The organism is Psychrobacillus sp. AK 1817 (genome assembly GCF_008807035.1).
Lineage (GTDB): Bacteria > Bacillota > Bacilli > Bacillales_A > Planococcaceae > Psychrobacillus > Psychrobacillus faecigallinarum.
In genome coordinates this window covers 2,155,150-2,177,613 of the sequence record NZ_CP031739.1, presented here as the reverse complement: position 1 = coordinate 2,177,613, position 22,464 = coordinate 2,155,150, and the positions used below count along the sequence as shown (strand labels likewise).

Genomic DNA, 22,464 nt, shown 5'->3' with positions numbered 1-22,464 from the left:
TGGAAGCGGGTGAAGAGAATCGAACTCTCATCATCAGCTTGGAAGGCTGAGGTTTTACCACTAAACTACACCCGCATATTAAAACATAAATGGTGGCTCAGGACGGAATCGAACCGCCGACACAAGGATTTTCAGTCCTTTGCTCTACCGACTGAGCTACTGAGCCTAAATTTGTATCAAGTAAACGAAGCTTAGTATCTCATAGTCAGTTAAGTATAATACAAAATATGTATGCTATATCACTTAGTTGCATAGGAACTGCTTGCTTACAATAAAAATGGCGGTCCCGACCGGGATCGAACCGGCGATCTCCTGCGTGACAGGCAGGCATGTTAACCGCTACACCACGGGACCATTTGGTTGCGGGGACAGGATTTGAACCTGTGACCTTCGGGTTATGAGCCCGACGAGCTACCGAACTGCTCCACCCCGCGACAATAATATATGTTGAAATTTAAATCAACTACGCTCAAAGAAAGTAAGACACCTGCTTCGGCTAACGCCTGCATCGGTGTTAATATATAAACTAGTATACTATATTTTACACTTACAAACAACGTAAATAAAAATGGAGGAGGAAGAGGGATTCGAACCCCCGCGCGGTATGACCCGCCTGTCGGTTTTCAAGACCGATCCCTTCAGCCGAACTTGGGTATTCCTCCATATAATGTTACTGTACTAGCAACAAGACAAGAACTAGTATACCATTTTTAAAAAATAAAAGCAACCTCCTTTTTCTTCTAAAACAAATTTTAAGGTTATATCCGTAATAATAAAAGTTGTTTCTTCTCTTAAATGAAACATTTTTCCATTATGTTACGTATGGAATTATAAGTAAGTTTAAAAGCAAGGAGGAATTTCATGAATCGACTATTTACTTTATTAACTATATTGCTCGTATTGTTCCTATCAGCTTGCTCGAATGAATCCCAAGCAGGTGAAGAAAATAAAAAAATAAATGACAATCAAAAAATAGTAACAGAAGAGGAGAACATTGAAAAAGAAAAACTCCTCGCAATTGAACAAATTATTATTCCGACAAATTTAGAGGAATGGAAGAATTCTGAGCCAGGTTTGTTCTCACTAGACTATTCTTTTGAACACGAAACATCCAGTTGGCCAAAGGATGCAAGAGAGCTAACACTAGATGAACAAGAAGAGCTTAAAAATACTACGGACATGATAAAAGATGAGGAAACATTATTTAAAATGCTTCTCTATTATTTCGGTAGCACTGTGTATAGTGATCTGTTAGATAAACAGATGAATTATGTAGCCGTTTTAAATGAACCATATTTACCTGAGCCTACTAAAGAAACAATCTCAGGTGGAAGTAATGAGGAAGTTACACCAAAGTCGATGCTATTACTCGATGCAAGTTCAAGTATGCTATTGTCCGTAGATGGCAAACAAAAGATGGGGATAGCAAAAACTGCTATGAAGCGCTTTGCAAAGACGATTGGAGCTTCTAGTGAAGTTTCTCTTTTTGTCTATGGCCATGCAGGTACACAGGAGGATAAAGATAAGGAGCTTTCTTGTACAAAGATAGATGAGATTTATCCAATGCAGTCTTATAGTACGGATAAATTTGATCCTGTAGTTGATGATGTCGCGGCAAAAGGATGGACTCCATTAGCTGCCGCAATAAAAACAGCAAATGAAGCAAGTAAGAATTATGAAGGTGCATTAACTGTTTATATTGTTAGTGACGGAGCAGAGACATGCGACGGGGATCCTATTAAAGAGGCCGAAGAGTTTGCTAAAGGAAATGAAAACCGTCAAGTAAATATTATTGGCTTTAATGTAGACCAAAAAGGTCAAGATCAATTAAAGGCTGTAGCTGAAGCGGGAAAAGGAGAATATATTTCTGCTGAAAATAGCGACGAATTGAATATAAGTATCGAAGAAAAGTGGGTTATACCAAGTGTCTTAGATGTGTCTTATATTCAATTAAATGCACCTAATGGTTTTGCTATTTCTAATGCGCAGTATGATATTAGTAAGATTTCGCTTTCCCTTTCTTTTGCCATTTCCAATGAACGGAATCGATTGAGTCAAATGGTGACATGGATGGAAACGGAAGAAATAATATCAGCACAACAAGCAGAAGCACTACAAACTAAGGTGCAGGAACGAAAAGACACATTATCCAAGTGGAATGATGATTTAAGTGAATCAAAAAAACAGACGGTGGAAAACGAATATAATCGCATCCATCAAAAAATTAAAGCTTGGACAGATGAAGTGAATAAGCTGAGGTCTGAACAGTCTTAATAGGAGGGCTATTAATGAGTACATTTTTCATTATCGCAATCGTGGTAATTGCCTTCATTTCTTATCATTTACTTACTAGAGAAAGAAAGAAATTAAAGAAGTTTAGAGAAGAATGGGCTTCTGGTATATTTTCCTCGCCAGAAGCAGATTTGAACTCCATATCCTCCTATTGGTTTAATAAGAAAAAACAATTGAAAGTTTATGATGGTGTGGATGAGCTGACGTGGGCTGATTTAGGAATGAATGAGGTTTTCAAAAAGCTAAATTACACTCAATCATCTGTAGGGGAGGAATACTTATTTAATGAGCTTCGAGCAATCGACCCAAACAAGAAAGAAAGCAATGAAGCATTGTATTCACTATTTACAGAAAACGTAAACTTGAGAGAAAAAATACTTCTAATACTTTCTGATCTTGGCAAAGAAAACTATACAAATTCATCTTCCTATTTCTTTGACTTCAAAGAGATTGAAATAAAAAAAACTTATATGTACGTAATCCTTGCACTTCTGCCCATAGCTTCTCTACTTTTCCTATTTATAAGTATTAAATATGGAATATTAAGTTTTATAGGCTCACTGATCTTAAATGGAATCATTTATTATCGAAACAAGACAAAGATAGAAAATAACCTTCATTCGGTGGGGTATGCTGCTGCTATTATATTTGCTGGTAAGCGAATAGCTTCTCTTAAAGATTTGATGCTAATGCCATATATAGATGGACTAAAAAAAAGTGTTCAGCCTTTAAAAAAGGTAGTTACCTTTAACAGGATTGCAACCTTAGGAAGTGGAGGAAGTGGTGAGTTTGATTTATTGTTAGAATACGTGCGTATCCTCTTTTTGTTAGATTTTATTTCCTATAATAAGATTTTCAAAACAATTTCTGCTCACCAAAAGGAATATGAAGAAGTTTGGACTTTAGTAGGAAAGCTTGATGCGGCAATAGCAGTCAGTTATTACCGTAATACATTAGATACATACTGTACACCTACTTTTACAGACCAAGAGGTACTTACATTTGAAAAAATGGCGCATCCTCTTCTAGTAAAGCCAGTTTTAAATTCTTCTCATTTAAGGAAATCTACGCTTATCACAGGCTCTAATGCTTCTGGGAAGTCTACATATATTAAAGCTGTGGCTATTAATGCCATCCTAGCACAAACAATCAATACAGCAATTGCAAAAAGCTGGACTATGAAGCCTAGTTATATCGTAACTTCTATGGCGGTTCAGGATAATGTGTTGAATGGTGACAGCTATTTTATTGCTGAGATAAAATCGTTACAGCGAATTATTCGCCTCATAACGGGAGGAAAGCCTTGTATTTCGTTTATAGATGAAATTCTAAAAGGGACAAATACCATTGAACGAATAGCAGCGTCGGCCTCCATTATGGAGTGGCTATCTCTAAATAAAGGTATAAATTTGTTGGCAACCCATGACATCGAGCTGACCGAAATAGCGGAAAGTATATATGATAATTATCACTTTAGGGAAAAGGTTGAAGGTGGAGAAGTACAATTTGATTATAAAATTCATGATGGGCCTTCTATTTCAAGAAATGCTATAAAATTGCTAGAAATACTTGGATATCCAGATGAGATAACCAAAAGATCTAACGTTTTAGCTCAAAACTTTACAGTACATAGAACATGGGAAGCTTTAAAGGGAAGAGAAAACACGATAGATAGTTTATTTTAAGAATGAATTTTCCATTTTGAGAGTCTTTATATTTTATATTCTCGAAAATAAATCATACACACCTCACATTTGGGCAATCTAAGAAAAATGATTTGCTGTGAGGTGTTTTTTATGTTGATTGAAAGATCGTCTTCCTGGAAGGAAGGCTTAACAAAACGATTGGAAAATGAAGAGTCATGGGATAATTGGAATCTCTATAATATGAGCTATGACATAGTAAAAAATAATTTAATAACTGAGTTTACGGGACTTCAGTCTCCAAAGTATTTGCCAAATCTTCAGGCTTTAAACCATCAATTAGAGGTGGCGCAGACAGTTATTGAACGTATGAATGGGAAAGCAATTTTAGCGGACGAGGTAGGTCTGGGTAAAACGATTGAGGCAGGCTTAATATTGAAAGAATATATGGTACGGGGACTTGTTAAAAAGGCTCTAATACTAGCACCAGCATCTTTGATTAATCAATGGGTGGAAGAGATGAATTTCAAATTTCATATACCTGCCATCCCATACAAAAAGAGTTATTCCCTTGACCACAATGACATTGTCATTATGAGCATGGATACAGCCAAAAAAAGTCCGCATAAAGAACTCATATATGCTCAAAATTATGACATGATCATCATTGACGAGGCGCACAAGCTGAAAAATCATAAAACGAAAATATATGAATTCGTTCAAGGGTTAAAAAAGAAATTCTGCTTGCTGTTAACAGCGACGCCTGTTCAAAACGATGTATTTGAATTATTTTATCTTATTTCTCTATTGAAGCCAGGTCATTTGGGAAATTATGAGACATTCCAGGAGTCTTTTTCTGCAAGCAAACACAGCCTAGAGCATGATGAGTATTTAAGGGAACTGGTGAATCAGGTAATGGTAAGAAACAGAAGGCAGGATACTGGAATTGAATGGACAACTCGTAAGGTGAATATAATTCCAATTGAATTTACAAAAGAGGAAAAGGAAGCATATGAGATGATTTCCGATTTAAAGAATATTTCCTCTGTTTTTTCTGGTGCTTTTTCTATGATTACACTTCAAAAGGAAATGTGTAGCAGCAAGGAAGCAACCTGTTTAACACTTAATAACATGGTGGAGAAATGTACCAACCGCGAAGAGGTTGCTTATGTGCAAAGTGTGATGCAGAAGCTCATGTCTCTTGAAGTTAACTCTAAAGCAGAAAAAGCTTATGAGATTATTGCAGAAGCAAATGACAAGGTGATTATTTTTACGGAATACCGTGCAAGTCAAATTTATCTGCAATGGTATTTAAGCACGAAGGGAATTACAAGTGTTTTATTTAACGGGAAGTTCAACAAAAACAAGCGTGATTGGATGAAGCATTTGTTCAAGGAGCAGGCACAGGTGCTAATAGCAACCGAATCGGGTGGAGAAGGTATCAATCTCCAGTTTTGTCATCATGTTATCAACTATGATCTTCCTTGGAACCCGATGAAGCTAGAGCAACGAATTGGGCGAGTGCATAGATTAGGGCAAGAGCATGATGTCCACATCTATAATTTGGCTATTCAGGATACGATTGAGCAGCATATTCTAGATTTGCTTTACACCAAAATCGATGTATTTGAAAAGGTAGTCGGCGAACTAGATGATATTCTAACGACTTATAAAAAAACAATATAGTGCAGGTAGGGTATGGAAGGAGGGTATGCATGTACCCAAAACAAGTTCACGATTTTTTACTTCAATTTTTTAAAGAAAATAATTGCCCGATATTAAGTGAGAGCGACCATTACGTGGTCGTTCAATTGACGGAAGAGATGGATAAAAAGCTTATGAATCGACCGTATTATTGGCAATATGTAGAAGCAACTGGTGCCGAGTCGAGTCCTATGCAGCTGACATTCATTACAGACAAAACGAAGCTGCAAGAGGATATAAAAGGAGAGGTAATCCATTTTGGTTCGAACAGGCTTAACCAAATGTTCCAAGCGGCACAGGAGCTCGGGTCATTTGTCCATATGTATGAAAAGGTAGTAAGTGATACCCAAGTCATATTTACACCTTGGTTAGGGGTCAATTATAAGATTACCTACTATAGTGATCAGACAAAGGAAACTCTCTTCTCCTTGGGGTTAAATTTAATGACTGGAATTGTTAGGGAGGATTTCCACGATTCGATGAAAGAAATTAGTTTTGATGTGGCTATGCCAGACAATGTATTTAATCTGCCATATATCATTAAGCCATTACGTGGTTTAGAGCGGTTAGATGCAGTAATTGACGGTATTATTGCTAACGACGATCATACATGGGCGGAAGAAGCAAAAGAAAGATGGCGAAGGAGCCTAGAGGTACTTGAATACTTTTATGAAGGTGTAGAAGAGAAGCCAGAGTGCTACGAAATGGAGAAAAAGGCTCTCGAGGAGCAGTATGCGGCTCGAGTTGGTATTGAGATTATTAGCGGTGGTTTGTTTTATATGCGATGATAAATGACGGCTCCGGAAAATTAATCTCCGGAGCCGTTTTTAAATGTTAGTCTGCAACCTTAAACCAACCTTTAACCTGCATAATTTTATCCCATAATGGATCTGGAATGTCCAGTTCCTCTTTTTTGCTTACATACACAGCTGGGAAGATGGTGTCGTCTTCTCCTTTTTCCAGTTTTGAAAACCATTCAGGGTCAGTTACTAGTGCACGTCCAATCGCAACAAGGGGAGTCACCTCTAATGCTTTTTCACCGTCCTCTCTAGTTTCCAAAGTACCAACGCCCATTACAGGAACTTTGTCTCCAATTGCTTCCTGGATAAGTTTAATGCGTGGAGTAGTATCGTTTTCATCACGATTAGAGGAACCAAAGAAATGCCCAAGGGAAACGTGAATATAATCTAGATTTTTCTCAGATAAAACATGTACAAGCTCCAAAGAATCTTCCATTGTAAATCCAGGATCCTGATACTCCTCTGGTGAAAAACGATATCCTATTATGAATGGCTCTGTTGAGTACTGCTTAGCTGCCGTCTGAACAGCCTCAACAATTGCTAACGGGAATGTCATGCGCTTTTCTAAGCTTCCGCCCCATTTGTCTGTTCTACGATTGGAGTGTGGAGAGAAGAACTGGTGGATTAAGTAAGTGTTCGCCCCATGGATTTCTACTCCATCAAATCCTGCCTCAATAGCTCTTCGCGTTGCTTCCTTAAAAGAAGCAATTGTTTTTTCAATTTCTTCTGCTGTCATTTCGCGTGGCACTTCTGCATTGTCGCGTGGAGCAGCAACAGCACTGGCAGATACAGGCTGTTCGCCATTTAACACCTTCGAATTCGATTGTCGCCCGGCATGGAAGATTTGTAGTATAGCCTTTGCTCCATTGTCTTTAATAGCATTTGCTAGCTTTTTCAGACTAGGAATTCTATCGTCAGATTCAGCACCTATTGAGTATTCGAATCCAGCACCAAGTGGCTCTGCATAAGCACACGCTGTAATAACTGCCCCGATTCCACTTTTAGCACGTCGAGCATAATAGATTAGTTCGTCATCTGATATATCGCCATTTTTCTCGGATGAATAAGTTGTCATTGGAGCCATTAAAATTCGATTTTTTAATGTAACGCCAGATGGTAATGTGTATGAATCAAACATAGAAGTATTTCCCATTAAGTAACATCTCCTTTTCATTAAATCAACTATATATATACCCTAAAGGAATGCATTGTAAATTCAAAATAATTGGCCTCAAATCTCCCAGTAGGAAGGTTTTTGCTTATAATCTGTAGAAGGTTACCTGTAACTCACAAAATTTAGGGGTGACCTTTTTGATTCAAGCGGTGTTTTTTGATTTGTTTGAGACACTTATTACGGAATGGAAAGAGGGAGGTAAGAAAGCAAGCTACTCTGTAGAATCTCTTGGATTGGAGGAATCGCTCTATAAAAGAGAATGGCATGCGAGAGTTAATGAAAGAATGGACGGAACTTATCTCGATCATCCTACTGTTTTAAGAGAAATATTAAAAGAAAACGGCCTACCAATTGATGAACAGGCCATCAAAATAATACATGAGCAAAGGGTATTTGTTAAGTCGGTCGCCTTTGAGAATATTGATGAATCTATTATAAAAATGATAGAAAATCTTAAAGCCTTGGATATTAAAATTGGACTTATTAGTAATTGTACTTCAGAGGAGGTAGAAGCCTGGAATAAGTGTTTGTTGCCGTAGTATTCTCTTACCAAGTGAGAGAGCGTAAACCAAATCCAGCAATCTACCTAATTGCCTGCAACAATCTAAATGTGCATCCTAAGCATTGTTTATTTATAGGAGATGGGGGTTCCGATGAGCTAAGGGGAGCAATTGAGGTGGGGATGAGACCTTACCAGGCTACATGGTTTTTACCGTCTAGCGTAAGCGATCAACTCTACGGATTTCCTAAGTTAAAACAGCCAATGGAGATAATAGACATTGTAAAAGAAAAGGAGTAAAGCTATGGAGGACAAAAAAGATAAATGGGATGCTAGTCACCGGTCCTGGCCACTCCCTAAACTACCTTGGACGATGACCCAGACATGGAATGACCTGTTGTTTGTACATTATCCTATTGATCTAAATGTTTTACGAAAAATCGTACCTGACGTACTGCCTTTAGATTCGTTTAATGGCAAAGGTTGGATTGGTGTCGTTCCTTTCCATATGACAAACATTAGGCTGCGTGGAACACCAAGAGTTCCTGGGACCGATCGTTTTGCTGAGTTGAATGTTCGAACTTATGTCACGATAAATGGAAAGCCAGGCGTGTTTTTCTTTAGTTTGGATGCGGAAAATTTACTTGCCGTGAAGGTGGCCCAAACGGTATACCATTTACCTTATATGCATGCAGATATGAAGGTAGTTAGAAGCCAATCGACCATCGAATATTCAAGCAAGCGGCGACATGGTGTAAATGCAAAGCTAGAATGCAGTTACCGTCCTATCTCCCAACCATTCTATGCAGAAGAAGGCAGTTTTGAGGAGTGGCTGACAGAGCGCTATTGCTTATATACGTTAAGTAAAAAAGGGGAGCCACTCCGTTGTGACATACTTCATAGGAAGTGGCCATTACAGCAGGCGGAGGCGGAAATTCGAGTAAATACCATGCTTTCCGAGCAGGGAATCCAAGTGGAAGGCGATGAGCCAGTCCTACATTATTCAAAAAGTATGGAGGTTAGAATGTGGCCATTAGTTTCCGCGATGGACAATTAAGAGTGAAAAAGGAGGAAGTAAGATGAAAAACAATTATCCATTAAAGCTGAATGACAGAATATATTTAATCGATGGTTATGATATGGGATTAACAGAAAGAACAGGTACATATGTCATTCAGGAAGAGAAATTAACAATAGTGGAAACAGGACCAAGTCCCTCGGTCAAGCATTTGAAGGAAGGTTTACAGGAACTGGGATTCTCCTTAGATGAGGTTAAATATATTATTGTGACACATATTCATCTAGATCATGCTGGGGGAGCAGGCCTGTTATTGCAGGAATGTCCTAATGCGAAAGTAGTTGTGCATCCAAAGGGTGCCAGACATTTGGCTGAGCCTGAGCGACTTATTGCAGGCGCAAGAGCAGTATATGGTTCAAAATTTGATGACTTGTTTGATCCTATTGTTGCGATTCCAGAGGAAAGACTGTTAACCAGGGCAGAAGGAGAAACGTTACAGATTGGAGAAAATTGTACACTGACCTTCTTTGATACTCCGGGTCATGCCAATCATCATTTTGGCATTTATGATCCGGTCAGTAATGGCATGTTTTCAGGAGACACGGTTGGAGTTCGTTACGAGCAGCTAGCTAAAGATGGTATTGATCTAGTGCTACCTTCCACTTCACCAAATCAATTCAATCCAGAGGCGATGCAAAAAGCTATCGAGCGATTCCAAAATATGAAATTAAGCTATATTTACTATGGTCACTTTGGAATGACTGCTGATGCAGAAGCAGGACTAGCGCAGGTTTCTGAATGGCTTCCGTTATTCTTGGAAACGGCAAAGGACGTTAAAAGAGAACAAAAAGACCATGAGGAGCTGGCAAAAAGACTTCAGGCATTAGTAAAGGATCATTTAAGAGGGCAAGAGATTCCTGATGACCATGAAGTATATCAAATCATCCAAATTGACACCGAGGTTGGTGCTATGGGGTTATTGGATTATTTGGAGAAACAACATTAAAAAATTACACAGGGTGTAGAAAAAGTAAAAGTAAGAGATTAACAGAGATATAGTTTTAGGAGGAACAAAATGTTTAAAATATTTTCTACAAAATGCTCCATTTGTCATAGAAAAGCAGGCCCTTACCGTTTGTTTAAAAGTCCAGAGGGAAAGAAGCTGAAACTTTGTTATGGCTGCTCAGAATATGCAACGAGACGAGCTTATAAAAAATTGTCTTAAAAGAAAAATATAAGATATGTAACTAGAGTGGAGGGTCTTGTTGAAGAAAAAAATTTACATCCTTTTAGTAGCTCTCATATCGTTTGTGCTCTTTGTATGGGGAGCTCTCTATTTAAATGAACGGTTATTTCAGGGGGAATATTATCATTACGAAGATGGCGTGACAATTGAGGTGACTAATTCAAGTGATGAAGAACTAACCAATTTAAGTTTTATTATTAACCCACTCTTCCAGGATTTAGGTAGTATCAGAAGTTTGGAACCTAAGGAGAGTAGAAGTCTTTATATTCCTGCTATAAATAAGGTTGGTAATGATCGTAGCTTATATTTAAAGTATCTCAACAACCAAATGAGAGAAGAACAGGTAAGTCTCGCTTATCTAGCCTCGTACAATCCTAGAAAAATTGTGGTTATTTTAGATATAACTGGCAAGGATCATATGGGAAGATTCTTATATCGTGTTAAAGGATTTGATAATGTTAGCCATTTTGAGTATGAAATAACTACTCACGAAGATAATTGAAAAGGATGGTCGTGATTTAAGTCACAATCATCCTTTTTAAATAGAATGTATTTGTAATCTTCCATTTTCTAAAAAGCTTGCAGCGATATAACTTCCTTCTGGAAATATAAATGTCCAAGGCATACTAGCTTTAGGAGGGATTATAAGCATCGGTATTGTGAATAGGTGTCTTGCCATTATCTCGTTGCCAATGGCATAGACTAACCGAGTCTGGTCAAAGATGAGCTCCTGATCGGTAAAATTATGTACCAGGACAGTTACAAGAAACTCTTTTTTATGATTGATTGCTTCTCGAATAGGAGTGAAAAGAATATCCTCGATCATCAGGTCTTTCGTTTTCAGAAAAATGAGTTCAATTTGTTCTCGATCCTGGGTAGCTACTGCTTTGTCCCAGGACTTTTCCCATTGTAGCTTCTGCATATTAAATCCCTCCTCATGAAACTAGTTTAGCATTTCTTACGGAAACGGGATAACCATCCAGCCTAAAAAGAAAATAACTGTTTGAAATAGCATGAGAAATACTCCCAAACCAATACCCCATACACCTAGTGATCGGCTAGTTCTTGAAAATAGAGCCAAAACGCTTAAAATAATCGTAAGTCCAACTGCAATTGAGTAAAGGCTATTTATATCAATAGCAAAGTTTGTTAAAATCCCGATGTTTAGAAAAAATAGAGCAGCCAATCCACTTAAAATTCCAATCCAGCCTGCAATGTTTAATATTCGATCGAAACGTTTTAATGTGACCAATTCCATAATTTCACCTCACCAATTTTTAATGTCCGTATAACGCTTAGATCCTTTAATCCAAGCAGGTCTTGTTTTGGACCTGTCACTACTACTGCGTATGTCTTCACACCATTTTTTTCTATAAATTCAATGCGTTCAGATAGAGCTAAATTCTTAGCGCTAGACACTTCTGTCGCTAACTCTTCATGCTTAACGATAAACTGGAGAATATCGATAAAAGCTTCTTCATTGGAAGCCACATCTCTAAAAGGTGACCAATAAGTTTGATCAAGCTGTATAGGATAACCAATTGGAGAAACAACATCTCCATCCTTACTTAAATTTTTGTCTTCTACACCAGTATCAATAGCTGCCCACACGATATCTACATTAGGCATTAGTTTTTCTATTTCTTCTACATCTACTACATCGTTTAACGAAATGTAGGCCTCTGCTACTGTTTCATCAGGTAAGCCTTCGAGAACCTTCCATTCACGAGAATTATCAATTTCATTGCGATTATCTGGGTGGGTCAGCCAAGGATTTGTTTCTGTAGGATGTTTAGCACCTACTCTCTCAAGAGATGTATCCACTTCTTTTTTAGAAAGGCTACCTAGCGTAAATTGTAAGTTGTAAGTGTTCGCTATATAATCCTCTTCTCCGATACGTTTATACTGGTCGAATCCTAGCTTCATAGAAAAGGGGGTAAATTCCATGTCAAATTCCATTTCCTCTAGTGAAGTGTTGGGTTCCGTCACGTATAATGTGTTGCTCGCAACATCCATTAGTGTTGTAGAGCTTGTACCAAATGCATAGTAGATAAAGGTTAAAAGATAACTGATTGGCACAATGAGTAATCCAGTCGTAAGGGTTGCAAGAATCAATTTCCACCTAGATGAAGAAATACTTCTTCTCATAGATTTTTGTAATTTATTTGTATCAGTTGCATTCTCCCAATCTCTTTTGGAGTTCGCAAGTAATTTCTCATATTCATCCATTTTTCGTTTCCTCCTTTGTCAGTAACAACCTCATTTTCTTTCTCCCACGAAGTAAATGGCTCTTCACTGTATTTAATTTCAAGTCTAATATATTAGCTGCCTGCTCATAAGTGCATTCATGTACGTCACAAAGCATTATTGCCTGCTTTTCATATGGAGATAACTGATCCAATAACTTTAAGAGCGCTCGGTATGATTCTTCCTCCAATACAACTGTCTCGGGGGTAACTATAGTTTGGGTTTCAATATTGTTAGAAGGCTGTGTGTGGTTTTCCTTCCGTATGTAATCTATAAATGTATAGTAGGCCACTTTAAATAACCACGGCTTGATATCTCTAATTTCATTGGAAAGTAAAGCGATGTGGGCTTTATAAAACGTGTCCTGCATTAAGTCCTCTGCGATAGCTTTATTTTTGCACAGAGAATAGATGTAACGATAAATATCGTTCACATACTGTGAATAAAGCATTTCAATGTCCATTTCTTCCCACCTTTCACTTTATCCTCGTATGGAGTATTTAAAAAGTTGCAATAAAATAAAAAAATATGTCATACTTTTCAACTTGTTCTGTTTTGTCTATCATTTAACTTAATAGAAAATGACCGTGAGGGAAAGGGGATAGAGAGTATGCCATTAGAAATCGTTCGAAACGATATTACGAAAATGCATGTAGATGCTATTGTTAACGCAGCAAATCGGGAGCTACAAATGGGTGGTGGTGTCTGCGGAGCGATTTTTCAGGAGGCTGGATCGACGAAGCTACAAGAGGCTTGTAATAATCTAGGGAGTTGTCCAACAGGCGAAGCTGTAATGACCGAAGCCTTTCAATTAAAAGCTAAATATATTATTCATACAGTAGGACCAGTATGGGAAGGTGGTTCAAATAAAGAAGAGGAGCTACTAAAGGCATGCTACAAAAATTCATTGGATTTAGCTTCATCATATGGATGTGAATCTATTGCTTTCCCTTTAATTTCTTCCGGTATATACGGTTATCCAAAGGAGCAGGCACTACAAGTTGCAATTTCTACGATAAGTTCCTTCTTAATGAAACATGAAATGCTTGTTTATATCGTTGTGTTTGATAAAAAAGCGTTTAAATTAAGTGAGAAACTGTTTAGGTCTATCGAAGAATTTATCGATGAGCATTATGTAGACGAGATGGATTTAAGCTTCGGGAGGAATAGAAGGGAAAGGTATCTACAAGAAGATTTAATGGAGGTGCAATCCAATCAGACTCTAGAGGAAATGGTAGAGCATATGGATAAGTCCTTCTCCGAGACGCTTCTTTGCTACATAGACGCGAAGGGTATGAGTGATGTGGCAGTATACAAAAGAGCGAATATTGATCGTCGTCTGTTTTCTAAAATCAGAAATAACAAAGATTATACCCCATTAAAGAAAACTGTAGTTGCCTTTGCTATTGCTCTACAATTAGATCTAAAAGAAACAAATGAACTACTAGGAAAAGCAGGCTATACGCTATCTAGAAGTCATAAATTTGATGTTATTATTGAGTATTTTATCCAACAAGAAAACTATAATATATTCGAGATTAATGAGGCCCTGTTTAGTTTTGACCAAGTAATATTAGGAGCATAAAAGAAAAAGAGGGATCCTGACTAGTGTCTGGATCCCCTAATATATTATTTCTTTTTAACTGTAATTGTCCAAGCTGCATCACTTAGCTGTTCGTAGTTAGTGATGTTGTGTCCTTCTTCTGCTGCCCAACGAGGGATGCTTTCAGTAGCCTGTGTACAATCGAACTCAATTACAAGCTCGTCACCTGAGTTTAATTCAGCGATAGCTTCTTTTGCTTCTACTAAAGGGAAAGGACAAACCATTCCCATAACTTCTAATACTTGTTTCATATAAAATCTCTCCTTTTTTATGATAAGTAATTTTTAAAATTGGTGGTTGAGGAGCAGTCTCTCGCACTTATTAAGCTGTTTTTACACTTGCTTTCATTGCTTTGTTTTTTTGGCGTCCACGGACAAATACGAAGTATACCGCAGTCCATGTTCCGAGAATCATAAATACTAAAGCAATCCAACCTTGCCAAGTCATCATGGCAGTCATAACTAAACCATTACCTATAGAGCATCCACCAGCTAAGCTAGCGCCGAAGCCCATTAAATTACCACCCACAAAACTATTAATACCCGTTTTAACATCGGGCATTCTGAAGCGGAACTCGCGGCTGGCTTTTGCTGCGATAAATGAGCCGATGAAAATACCAAGCACTAAAAATACGCCCCAATTGATAAACGCAGTGTCACCGGTAGTTAAATACTGGAGGATGTTAGCGGAAGGAGTAGTAATCCCTAGCCCACCTATACGTCCTGTTGCCACACTTAATGGCCATGCTAAAACTGCAATAGCCCCAACTAAAACTGCTGTTACAAATGGATGCCAGCGTTTTTCAAATAAAATATGTGCTAACCCAGTTCTTTTAGCTTTCAATGATGGAATGAAGACTTTTGGTTTCGTTACTTCTTTATAAACAATCCATCCTACAATAGCAACTAATATTCCTATTAAAATCCATACATTGATTCCAAGTGTTTCGGGAATTGAGTTAGTTGATAGCTGAGGAGAGCTTATTTTATCGTTTAAAGGTACCAATACCCCAGTTTTCATGATTGTAGCCATTAGCATATATCCTGCTAAAGCAATCCAGCTTCCGATTAAGCCTTCTCCAGCACGATACCAAGTACCTGTCGCACATCCTCCTGCTAACACAATACCGATACCAAAAATAAATGAACCTACTATAATTGCTAATAATGGTAGAGTCCCAGCATTAAATTCAAAAACGCCTAACTCTATTAATGTATAGACACCTACACTTTGAACGGCAATTGCTATTAATAACGCATAAAACATGCGATTGTCTTTTGTTAAGTACATGTCACGGAAACCGCCAGTCAAGCAAAATCTACCACGTTGCATGACGAATCCCAATAGGGCTCCACAAAATAAGCCTGTAATGAGCATTTGTATCACGTTTATCCCGCCTTCTTTTTAATTCATACTAAACTGATAGGATTATATTACATTGGAACAGTAATTATGACAATGTTTTTGCTCGAAAAAAATGATTGCCAATTTGTGGGGAGAAATATGAATGTCCCTTCGAAAGCGACCTTTTATATAGTAGTAATTGATATTCTACATTTGTAAACAAAAAACAAATGGAGGAAATATAATGAAAAATAATTTAACAGAACTAGTTTTTATATTAGACAAAAGTGGTTCAATGGCAGGGCTGGAGACAGATACTATTGGAGGGTTCAATGCCATGCTTGCGAACCAAAAGAAGGAAGAAGGAGATGCAATCGTTACAACCGTATTGTTTAACGATAACTATGACCTATTGCATGATCGGATAAATGTTAAGGGCGTTTCGTCAATCACGGAGCAAGATTATCAGGTAGGGGGGATGACAGCTTTACTCGATTCAATAGGATCATCCATACAGAAAATCGGGAATATACAAAAAAGAACTAGCCACGAGGAACGTGCAGATAGGGTATTATTTGTTATTACGACTGATGGGATGGAAAACTCTAGCTGTGAGTACACATATGAAAAAATTAGAGCAATGATTTCACATCAGAAAGAAAAGTATGGGTGGGAATTCATATTTCTCGGCGCCAATATTGATGCAATTGCTACTGCGGCTAATTTTGGGATTGCAGAGGAGTTTGCAGTAAAATACCATGCAGACAAAGAAGGAACTCGCTTGAACTACGAATCTGTTAGTAACGTAGTATCCTCCTATCGAAAAGGTACCAACATAGATCGTTCATGGAAGCAGGGAATAGAGAGAGATTTTACTAGCCGCAAGCAACAAAGAAAATAAACATATATATATTAAGGTCAGTCAAACGACTGGCCTTTTGAAATAAAGTAGATGCTTTTGTCTAGATTTCATCATATTGGAGTTCAAATGATAAAAGCTATGATGCTCTTTTATTTTTCTTATAATGTCTACTAGACTAGAAGGGAGTAAAAAGAACAATGATTGGAATTATTTTTTATGCGTATGGAGCTCCAAAATCAAAAGATGATTTACCTGATTTTTTTGCCCACCTTATTCAAGGGAAAGAGGTAACCATAAAGATGATAGGGGACTTTGTTAAAAGATATCGAGAGTTCGGATCCAATGATCCATTGGGTGCACATTCCGAACGCATTGCTCAAGGGTTGGAGAAATTATTGTCTAACTATTCTAAAGACATAAAAGTATATAATGCCTACAAGCATACGTTTCCTTATTTAGATGAGACGCTTAAGAGAATGATAGAAGATGGGGTAGATACCGTTGTTACTTTCTCAGTAAACCCTATATTTTCTCTAAGTGGAGCTGGTGTGTATCAAAAAGAAGTAGAGGATTTCCTAAATCGATCAGGAGAAAATAAAAAGCTTATTCATATCAAAAAATGGAATACTCACCCAGCTATTATTTCTGTTTACGCCGATCGAGTGAGGCGCGCCTACAAGTGGCTTCCGGCACATGTACAGGATGATGCATTTGTATTATTTACCGTCCATAGCCAACCTCTCTACTCAGAAGGAAACGATGATTATATTGAACAATTTCAAGCAATGGCTCAGGCTGTTGCAAGAGAAGCTGGGGTATCTAACTGGATGATGTCTTATCGCAGTGCTAGCAGTAAGGTAGGATGGCTTGGTCCAGATGTCAAGGATACTATCAGGTCGTTAGCAGCAGCGGGCTCTCGAGGATTTGTAACATGCGAGCTTTTATCCATAGTAACTGACATGGAATCCTATTTTGAAATAGGAAGAGATACACAACTTGTTAGCGAAGAGTTAAAGGTAGAGTTTGTCCGTTCTGAATTTCCCGGAGATTCATTTGATACGGTTATTGCATTGGCGGAAATAGTGAAGGAACAAATAACGAAGTGTTAAACAAAAAAAGAACCTCATTTGTCTGAAGTTCTTTTTATAGCTATTACTATTCATACAACGTACTATCTAAGTCCCCATCTTCCTGATAAATAGCGAGAATTCCATTATGATCATTGACGTAAGGCTTTGCCTTTTCAAGCAAGGCTTCCTTGGTATCCTCTGAGAAAATAGCGCGTTCTCCACCATCCTTTAGTAGTACCCAGTCATCCTCTCGGGCTTTTACTTCATATCTTGGTCGGCCGCTATCATCTCCGTTCACTGCCTTCCTAGCCTGAGCAGTTGCAATAGCAATTGCTCTTCCTTCATCCGTGTCATCTCTTAATAATGCATTGGCTATTTCAATAGCCTTCTCTCGAACGTCTGGCTCAAGATTTTTCATTGAATCTGGATAATCATTTTTACTCCACGGCATCCCTATCGCCTCCTTGCTTAAAATTTCCCGAAAACTATTTAATATAAACATACGAGTTGGAAATATTGAAGGAAAAAATAGGAGCACACTTTAAATTAACTAAATATTTTTAATTTATATATATTTAACTTTTCTATTTATGTATAATTTTATATATACCATATTTTGTAAGGGTTATTCGGATGTATCCATCTTTAACTAAACATGAGCAATTGATTGGAGAGGGGCTACTAAATGATTTTACATACACATATTCAGGGAAGTGGAGAGCCGCTTATTTTTTTACATACTGGACTACAGACAGGGGATACTGATTTTGAATATCAAAGGGAGTTTTTCTGCAAAAGCTATCGGGTGTTCTCTCCAGATTTAAGAGGGCACGGTCAGTCGGCTTCAGATGAAATTGAAGACTTCTTTATAGATTCTGCACATGATTTATTAGAAACCATCGAGCATTATGGATTAGCTAAGGTTCATTTGGTTGGATGTTCACTTGGAGCTATTGTGGCTGTACAATTTGCAAGGCTATTTCCAGATAGCGTTCATACACTTACTGTTTCGGGCATTATGCCTGTTAAACCAAATAACTGGCTTGATTTACATATGCAGGACGTAAGGACTCAGGAAAAGGTTTTGCTAAACGATGAGTTCGTCCATTATTTCAATCAACTACATTTATCTGATTGGAGGCGGTTCATCTACTTAGGGAAAAAAGAGGATTGGTATCCTTTTGAGGATATGTTATCAATGTATCGATTCCATTTCCCTGTACTTTACATAGTAGGGGAAAACAATGCTCATGAAACCGTGGGAGCAACAATTTATCCGAAAGAAAACAAGCATATACATGTGGCCATAATTCCTTTTGCAGGACATTTAGTGCATGAGGATCAACCGGTTATTTATACAAAAGTAGTGGAGGCATTTCTAAAGAAACATTGATACTGCAAGAAAGAAATGTAACAAGAGTCCAATATTCTCCGCTTGTGAAATTATTATTTTAAACAAGTTTTTTGGATGAGGAGCATATGCTATTGTATATGCAATATGGAAGGGGATCTTATGTATACAAATGCTTTACAGCCTTGTCCTCTAATTAGAACTATTTCCGTTAATGGGGAGGGAACGGTAAAGGTTCCGCCGAATCATGCTTACCTGCAGGTAGAAGTTAGTACGGAAGGCAACGAAGTAGAGGAAGCTCAACAAAGAAATGCAGCAATCATGAATCAGGTTATTCAATCTATACTGGAGTTAGAAATTCCGAGAGAGAATATTCAAACCGCTGTATATAATATTTTCCCTCGTTACGATTTTGTAGATGGGAAACAGGTTTTCAGAGGATATGAGGTGACTAATGCCATCTCAGTGAAAATACCTGATGTAGGGCTAGTTGGAAAAGTAATTGATACAGCAGTCAGTAATGGAGCTAATCGAATTTCTTCTATAGAATTTCGATTAGATAACGAAGAAACATACTATCAAATGGCACTTAGCAAGGCATTACTTTATGCACAGTCAAAGGCTAAGACGATAGCAGAGACGATGAGGCTTTCTGTTGCTCCTCAAGTAATAGAAATAGTGGAAAACAACGAAGGAAGCCCTATAGTGCCGTATAGAATGATGTCACTGGATTCTGCTGTCGGAGCAACTCCTATTGAACAGGGCGTTATCACGATTAAAGCAAATGTTACAGTTAAGTTTCAGTTTTAATAATTATATTTTTTTTTGTATAAAAATACGAAAAGTCCATTTGCATAATACCTTTTTACGACTTATCATGTATTTATGGAGATAAGGGGGGTTCAGGATGGATGCAATCGATGTTCTAACTAACTTAGATAATGTAAAGGTTTATTTTCAACCTATCTTTAGCGCAGACGAGCATGTCGTTGTTGCATACGAGGTTTCTGGCAAACTAAAATACGATGACAAGCTCCTCGACCTAAATAGTTTCGCTTACGATGAGGAGGTTCCCGAAGAATATAGAAATGATGTGGAGCATAAAATCCTCCATATTGCTTTGGGAGAGCTTGTTAATCAGCCAAAGAACTTTGATATTTATCTGCCATGTAATGCTAATTTGCTTGTGCTAGATTACGGAGAAAGCTTCTTTGAAATTATCAAGCACTATATTCCTGAGGAAGAACTTTCTCGAGTGGTTTTAGTGATATCTGAACATGATTTTAAAGGTGATTTTCATCAATTAAATAATGTAGTGCGCTATTTCAAAACTTATGGAATAAAAATAGCCATTAACCAGCTAGGCTCTGAGAGTCATTTAGACTATATTCAAATGCTTGCACCTAATATACTTAAAGTAAATATTGAACAGCTAAGCTATGAATCATGGGGAGTACAAAATGACCTCTTTACATCACTTAGTTCATTGGCGCGTAAAATTGGAGCAAATATGTTGTTCGAAGGTATCGATACTGTCCATCAACTTCAATTTGCTTGGAAGAATAGTGGCAGATACTATCAGGGGAAATATTTGGCTGAAGCAAGTACAGGACTAATTCCTCGTAATCAACTAAAGAAAAGCTTTAAGGATAGATGTCGTCAATTTATTGCTACTGAAAAACGGATATTGGAAGAGAATTTTAATGCATTGAAGGAATTACAAAACAAACTAGAGAAAAAGGTCCAAGCGATTAAATCATCTAGTGAGGATGTAAATCAATTATTGCAATTGGCGGAAGAATTGGGTGAATACTCATTCCGTCTTTATATTTGTGATGAGGAGGGCTTCCAGACATCACCGAATATTGTTCGAATTGATTCCAAATGGCGAATTCAAGAAGAAGCAATTAACAAAAATTGGAGCTGGCGACCATACTTTTTGAAAACCATCATTAAAATGAGAAATGATCAGAGTGGCGTGTTCTCGGATGTTTATAGTGATATTGAAACAGGAGAAATGACGAGAACTTTCTCAGTTCCAATCAATAACAGCGAGTATATTTTTATTGATATTTCCTATGACTATTTATTTAAAAAAAATATATTCAGATAAAAAAAAGCCTGCTTTCTTAAAAGAAAGCAGGCTTTTTTGAAAGTTTTACATCGTCAGTATTTCTAAACTTTAAGACAATTGAATATTAACTCCGTCGAAATCCTATTTCTAAGATTTCGATTTTTTATGTGTGTCAATATAAATTATTATAAAATGATTAACCGGTTTTTTCGAAGAAAATAGGGAATAGCTAGAATATGTCTAAATTGAGTAAAGCTATTAACACACTAAAAAAGAAGGTGTTTTGCATATGAATATACTTTGGGGAATGGCTGGTATTCTTGTTGTTTTAGCGATAGCATTTCTTCTCTCCAATGCCAAAAGGTCAATAAATTTAAGGACTATATTAATTGGCTTAGCCATACAGCTTGTATTTGCATTTATCGTATTAAAGTGGGATTTAGGGCGGAAAGCATTGCTTATGCTTTCAGAAGGGGTACAAAATTTAACTGGGTATGCTAGCGAGGGTATCTCTTTCTTATTTGGTTCACTATCTGATGTTGATCAGTTTGGTAGCATCTTTGTTATACAGGTTTTGACCATTATTATTTTCTTCTCAGCTTTGATTTCTGTTTTATATTATTTGGGCATCATGCAATTTTTCATAAAAATTATTGGAGGAGGACTTTCAAAGCTTTTAGGAACTAGTAGAGCTGAATCAGTATCGGCTGCTGCTAATATCTTTGTTGGACAAACAGAGGCTCCTTTAGTTGTTCGACCCTTTATTGCAAATATGACCAAATCAGAGCTTTTTGCTGTTATGACTGGAGGACTTGCATCAGTATCGGGATCTGTTTTAGTAGGATATTCATTATTAGGCGTACCACTCGAATACTTACTTGCTGCGAGCTTCATGGCTGCACCAGCGGGACTGATAATGGCAAAATTAATCTTTCCTGAAACTGAAACAATTGATGATACAAATTTTAAGCTGGAAAAGGATGATTCAAAAGTAAATGTTATTGATGCTGCTGCAAGTGGAGCAGCAGATGGGATGAAACTGGCAGTGAATGTGGGGGCAATGTTATTAGCATTTATTGCTTTGATTGCTCTTTTAAACGGCCTTATTGGCGGAATTACTGGGCTATTCGGCTATAAGGGAGTTACTATAGAAGGTATTTTAGGCTTTATCTTTTCTCCACTAGCTTTTGCAATAGGCGTCCCGTGGTCGGAGGCAGTGGAAGCCGGGTCCTTTATAGGTCAAAAGCTAGTTTTGAATGAGTTTGTTGCCTATAAGTCATTTACTGATGAGATGGCGGGACTTTCCCAAAAAACAAATCTTGTTGTAAGCTTTGCTCTTTGCGGCTTTGCAAATTTGAGCTCTATGGCAATATTGTTAGGTGGATTAGGTTCATTGGCTCCAAACCGACGAGAGGATATTGCACGCCTAGGATTTAAGGCGGTTATCGCTGGAGCGTTAGCGTCATTATTGAGTGCAGCAATAGCGGGAATGTTTTTATAAAATAGAAAAATTATTTGTCGAATAATGATTTTACAA

24 protein-coding genes and 5 tRNA genes are annotated in these 22,464 nt (G+C 37.5%); 16 read left to right on the top strand and 13 right to left on the bottom strand.

The genetic code is table 11. From position 1 onward, the window contains the following. Positions 1–4 precede the first annotated feature (4 nt). The 5 genes from D0S48_RS10780 to D0S48_RS10760 all read right to left on the bottom strand — a co-directional run bounded on the left by D0S48_RS10780 (position 5) and on the right by D0S48_RS10760 (position 662). Positions 5–75 (bottom strand) — tRNA-Gly (locus tag D0S48_RS10780). Between the two features lie 15 nt (positions 76–90). Then, positions 91–166: transfer RNA gene (locus D0S48_RS10775), tRNA-Phe, on the bottom strand. 112 nt (positions 167–278) lie between these two features. Continuing rightward, a tRNA-Asp gene (locus tag D0S48_RS10770) sits at positions 279–354 on the bottom strand. A gap of 3 nt (positions 355–357) precedes the next feature. After that, a tRNA-Met gene (locus D0S48_RS10765) sits at positions 358–434 on the bottom strand. Positions 435–569: 135 nt separating this feature from the next. Further along, positions 570–662: transfer RNA gene (locus D0S48_RS10760), tRNA-Ser, on the bottom strand. 199 nt (positions 663–861) lie between these two features. Here D0S48_RS10760 and D0S48_RS10755 point away from each other — a divergent pair. The 4 genes from D0S48_RS10755 (at position 862) to D0S48_RS10740 (ending at position 6,427) form a co-directional block, all read left to right on the top strand. Then, positions 862–2,274 (top strand): vWA domain-containing protein, encoded by a 1,413-nt coding sequence (locus D0S48_RS10755; protein ID WP_151111614.1) that lies wholly within the window; start codon positions 862–864, stop codon positions 2,272–2,274. A gap of 14 nt (positions 2,275–2,288) precedes the next feature. Further along, the gene (locus D0S48_RS10750) at positions 2,289–3,977 is read left to right on the top strand and encodes a MutS-related protein (protein ID WP_151111612.1); all 1,689 of its coding nucleotides are present in this window, start codon (positions 2,289–2,291) and stop codon (positions 3,975–3,977) included. Positions 3,978–4,088: 111 nt separating this feature from the next. Continuing rightward, on the top strand, positions 4,089–5,621 hold the full coding sequence (locus D0S48_RS10745; protein WP_144538427.1) for a DEAD/DEAH box helicase: 1,533 nt from the start codon (positions 4,089–4,091) through the stop codon (positions 5,619–5,621). 29 nt (positions 5,622–5,650) lie between these two features. Further along, positions 5,651–6,427, top strand: a complete 777-nt coding sequence (locus D0S48_RS10740; protein WP_151111610.1) for a YqhG family protein — start codon at positions 5,651–5,653, stop codon at positions 6,425–6,427. Between the two features lie 46 nt (positions 6,428–6,473). Here D0S48_RS10740 and D0S48_RS10735 read toward each other — a convergent pair whose 3' ends face one another. Beyond that, positions 6,474–7,592: an NADH-dependent flavin oxidoreductase gene (locus tag D0S48_RS10735; protein ID WP_151111608.1), complete on the bottom strand. Its 1,119-nt coding sequence runs from the start codon at positions 7,590–7,592 to the stop codon at positions 6,474–6,476. Positions 7,593–7,750: 158 nt separating this feature from the next. Here D0S48_RS10735 and D0S48_RS10730 point away from each other — a divergent pair, with 158 nt between their 5' ends. The 5 genes from D0S48_RS10730 to D0S48_RS10710 all read left to right on the top strand — a co-directional run bounded on the left by D0S48_RS10730 (position 7,751) and on the right by D0S48_RS10710 (position 10,878). After that, positions 7,751–8,152, top strand: coding sequence for an HAD family hydrolase (locus D0S48_RS10730; RefSeq protein ID WP_151111606.1), 402 nt, complete (start codon positions 7,751–7,753; stop codon positions 8,150–8,152). Further along, positions 8,137–8,412 carry an HAD family hydrolase gene (locus tag D0S48_RS10725; protein ID WP_151111604.1) on the top strand — a complete coding sequence of 92 codons (276 nt, stop codon included), beginning with the start codon at positions 8,137–8,139 and terminating at the stop codon, positions 8,410–8,412. The genes D0S48_RS10730 and D0S48_RS10725 overlap by 16 nt, the downstream gene beginning before the upstream one ends. A 4-nt stretch (positions 8,413–8,416) precedes the next feature. After that, complete coding sequence (locus tag D0S48_RS10720; protein WP_151111602.1) at positions 8,417–9,169, top strand: YqjF family protein; 753 nt, start codon at positions 8,417–8,419, stop codon at positions 9,167–9,169. Between the two features lie 22 nt (positions 9,170–9,191). Continuing rightward, a complete protein-coding gene (locus D0S48_RS10715; protein WP_151111600.1) occupies positions 9,192–10,136 on the top strand; it encodes an MBL fold metallo-hydrolase in 945 nt (314 codons plus the stop codon). 259 nt (positions 10,137–10,395) lie between these two features. Next, positions 10,396–10,878 carry a hypothetical protein gene (locus tag D0S48_RS10710; protein ID WP_151111598.1) on the top strand — a complete coding sequence of 161 codons (483 nt, stop codon included), beginning with the start codon at positions 10,396–10,398 and terminating at the stop codon, positions 10,876–10,878. A gap of 36 nt (positions 10,879–10,914) precedes the next feature. Here the strand turns inward: D0S48_RS10710 and D0S48_RS10705 are convergent, their stop codons facing one another. Genes D0S48_RS10705 through D0S48_RS10690 form a run of 4 tightly spaced genes read right to left on the bottom strand, consistent with a single transcriptional unit; the run spans position 10,915 to position 13,086 of the window. Beyond that, complete coding sequence (locus D0S48_RS10705) at positions 10,915–11,298, bottom strand: SLAP domain-containing protein (RefSeq protein WP_151111596.1); 384 nt, start codon at positions 11,296–11,298, stop codon at positions 10,915–10,917. A gap of 36 nt (positions 11,299–11,334) precedes the next feature. Continuing rightward, positions 11,335–11,634: a hypothetical protein gene (locus D0S48_RS10700; protein WP_144538435.1), complete on the bottom strand. Its 300-nt coding sequence runs from the start codon at positions 11,632–11,634 to the stop codon at positions 11,335–11,337. Further along, positions 11,616–12,605 carry an anti-sigma factor gene (locus D0S48_RS10695; RefSeq protein WP_144538436.1) on the bottom strand — a complete coding sequence of 330 codons (990 nt, stop codon included), beginning with the start codon at positions 12,603–12,605 and terminating at the stop codon, positions 11,616–11,618. The genes D0S48_RS10700 and D0S48_RS10695 overlap by 19 nt, the downstream gene beginning before the upstream one ends. Then, complete coding sequence (locus D0S48_RS10690; RefSeq protein ID WP_144538437.1) at positions 12,598–13,086, bottom strand: sigma-70 family RNA polymerase sigma factor; 489 nt, start codon at positions 13,084–13,086, stop codon at positions 12,598–12,600. The genes D0S48_RS10695 and D0S48_RS10690 overlap by 8 nt, the downstream gene beginning before the upstream one ends. Before the next feature lie 147 nt (positions 13,087–13,233). Here D0S48_RS10690 and D0S48_RS10685 point away from each other — a divergent pair, with 147 nt between their 5' ends. Beyond that, complete coding sequence (locus tag D0S48_RS10685; protein WP_151111594.1) at positions 13,234–14,208, top strand: macro domain-containing protein; 975 nt, start codon at positions 13,234–13,236, stop codon at positions 14,206–14,208. Positions 14,209–14,252: 44 nt separating this feature from the next. Here D0S48_RS10685 and D0S48_RS10680 read toward each other — a convergent pair whose 3' ends face one another. Continuing rightward, entirely contained in the window at positions 14,253–14,477 is a 225-nt protein-coding gene (locus D0S48_RS10680) for a sulfurtransferase TusA family protein (RefSeq protein WP_144538438.1), read from the bottom strand. 70 nt (positions 14,478–14,547) lie between these two features. Continuing rightward, a complete protein-coding gene (locus D0S48_RS10675) occupies positions 14,548–15,603 on the bottom strand; it encodes a YeeE/YedE family protein (protein ID WP_151113794.1) in 1,056 nt (351 codons plus the stop codon). Between the two features lie 211 nt (positions 15,604–15,814). Between D0S48_RS10675 and D0S48_RS10670 the strand changes: the two genes are divergently transcribed. Together D0S48_RS10670 and hemH are read left to right on the top strand one after the other, a co-directional pair. Continuing rightward, the gene (locus D0S48_RS10670) at positions 15,815–16,471 is read left to right on the top strand and encodes a vWA domain-containing protein (protein ID WP_151111592.1); all 657 of its coding nucleotides are present in this window, start codon (positions 15,815–15,817) and stop codon (positions 16,469–16,471) included. Positions 16,472–16,629: 158 nt separating this feature from the next. Then, positions 16,630–17,541: a ferrochelatase gene (gene hemH, locus D0S48_RS10665; RefSeq protein WP_151111590.1), complete on the top strand. Its 912-nt coding sequence runs from the start codon at positions 16,630–16,632 to the stop codon at positions 17,539–17,541. A 46-nt stretch (positions 17,542–17,587) separates the two neighbouring features. Here the strand turns inward: hemH and D0S48_RS10660 are convergent, their stop codons facing one another. Next, complete coding sequence (locus tag D0S48_RS10660; protein ID WP_151111588.1) at positions 17,588–17,953, bottom strand: DUF2188 domain-containing protein; 366 nt, start codon at positions 17,951–17,953, stop codon at positions 17,588–17,590. A gap of 234 nt (positions 17,954–18,187) precedes the next feature. Between D0S48_RS10660 and D0S48_RS10655 the strand changes: the two genes are divergently transcribed. From D0S48_RS10655 to D0S48_RS10640, 4 genes are all read left to right on the top strand, one after another. Next, a complete protein-coding gene (locus D0S48_RS10655; RefSeq protein WP_151111586.1) occupies positions 18,188–18,895 on the top strand; it encodes an alpha/beta fold hydrolase in 708 nt (235 codons plus the stop codon). Between the two features lie 120 nt (positions 18,896–19,015). Continuing rightward, positions 19,016–19,663 carry an SIMPL domain-containing protein gene (locus tag D0S48_RS10650; RefSeq protein WP_151111584.1) on the top strand — a complete coding sequence of 216 codons (648 nt, stop codon included), beginning with the start codon at positions 19,016–19,018 and terminating at the stop codon, positions 19,661–19,663. Positions 19,664–19,760: 97 nt separating this feature from the next. Beyond that, positions 19,761–20,966, top strand: coding sequence for an EAL domain-containing protein (locus D0S48_RS10645; RefSeq protein ID WP_151111582.1), 1,206 nt, complete (start codon positions 19,761–19,763; stop codon positions 20,964–20,966). 250 nt (positions 20,967–21,216) lie between these two features. Then, positions 21,217–22,428: a NupC/NupG family nucleoside CNT transporter gene (locus D0S48_RS10640; protein ID WP_144538445.1), complete on the top strand. Its 1,212-nt coding sequence runs from the start codon at positions 21,217–21,219 to the stop codon at positions 22,426–22,428. Positions 22,429–22,464: the final 36 nt, after the last annotated feature.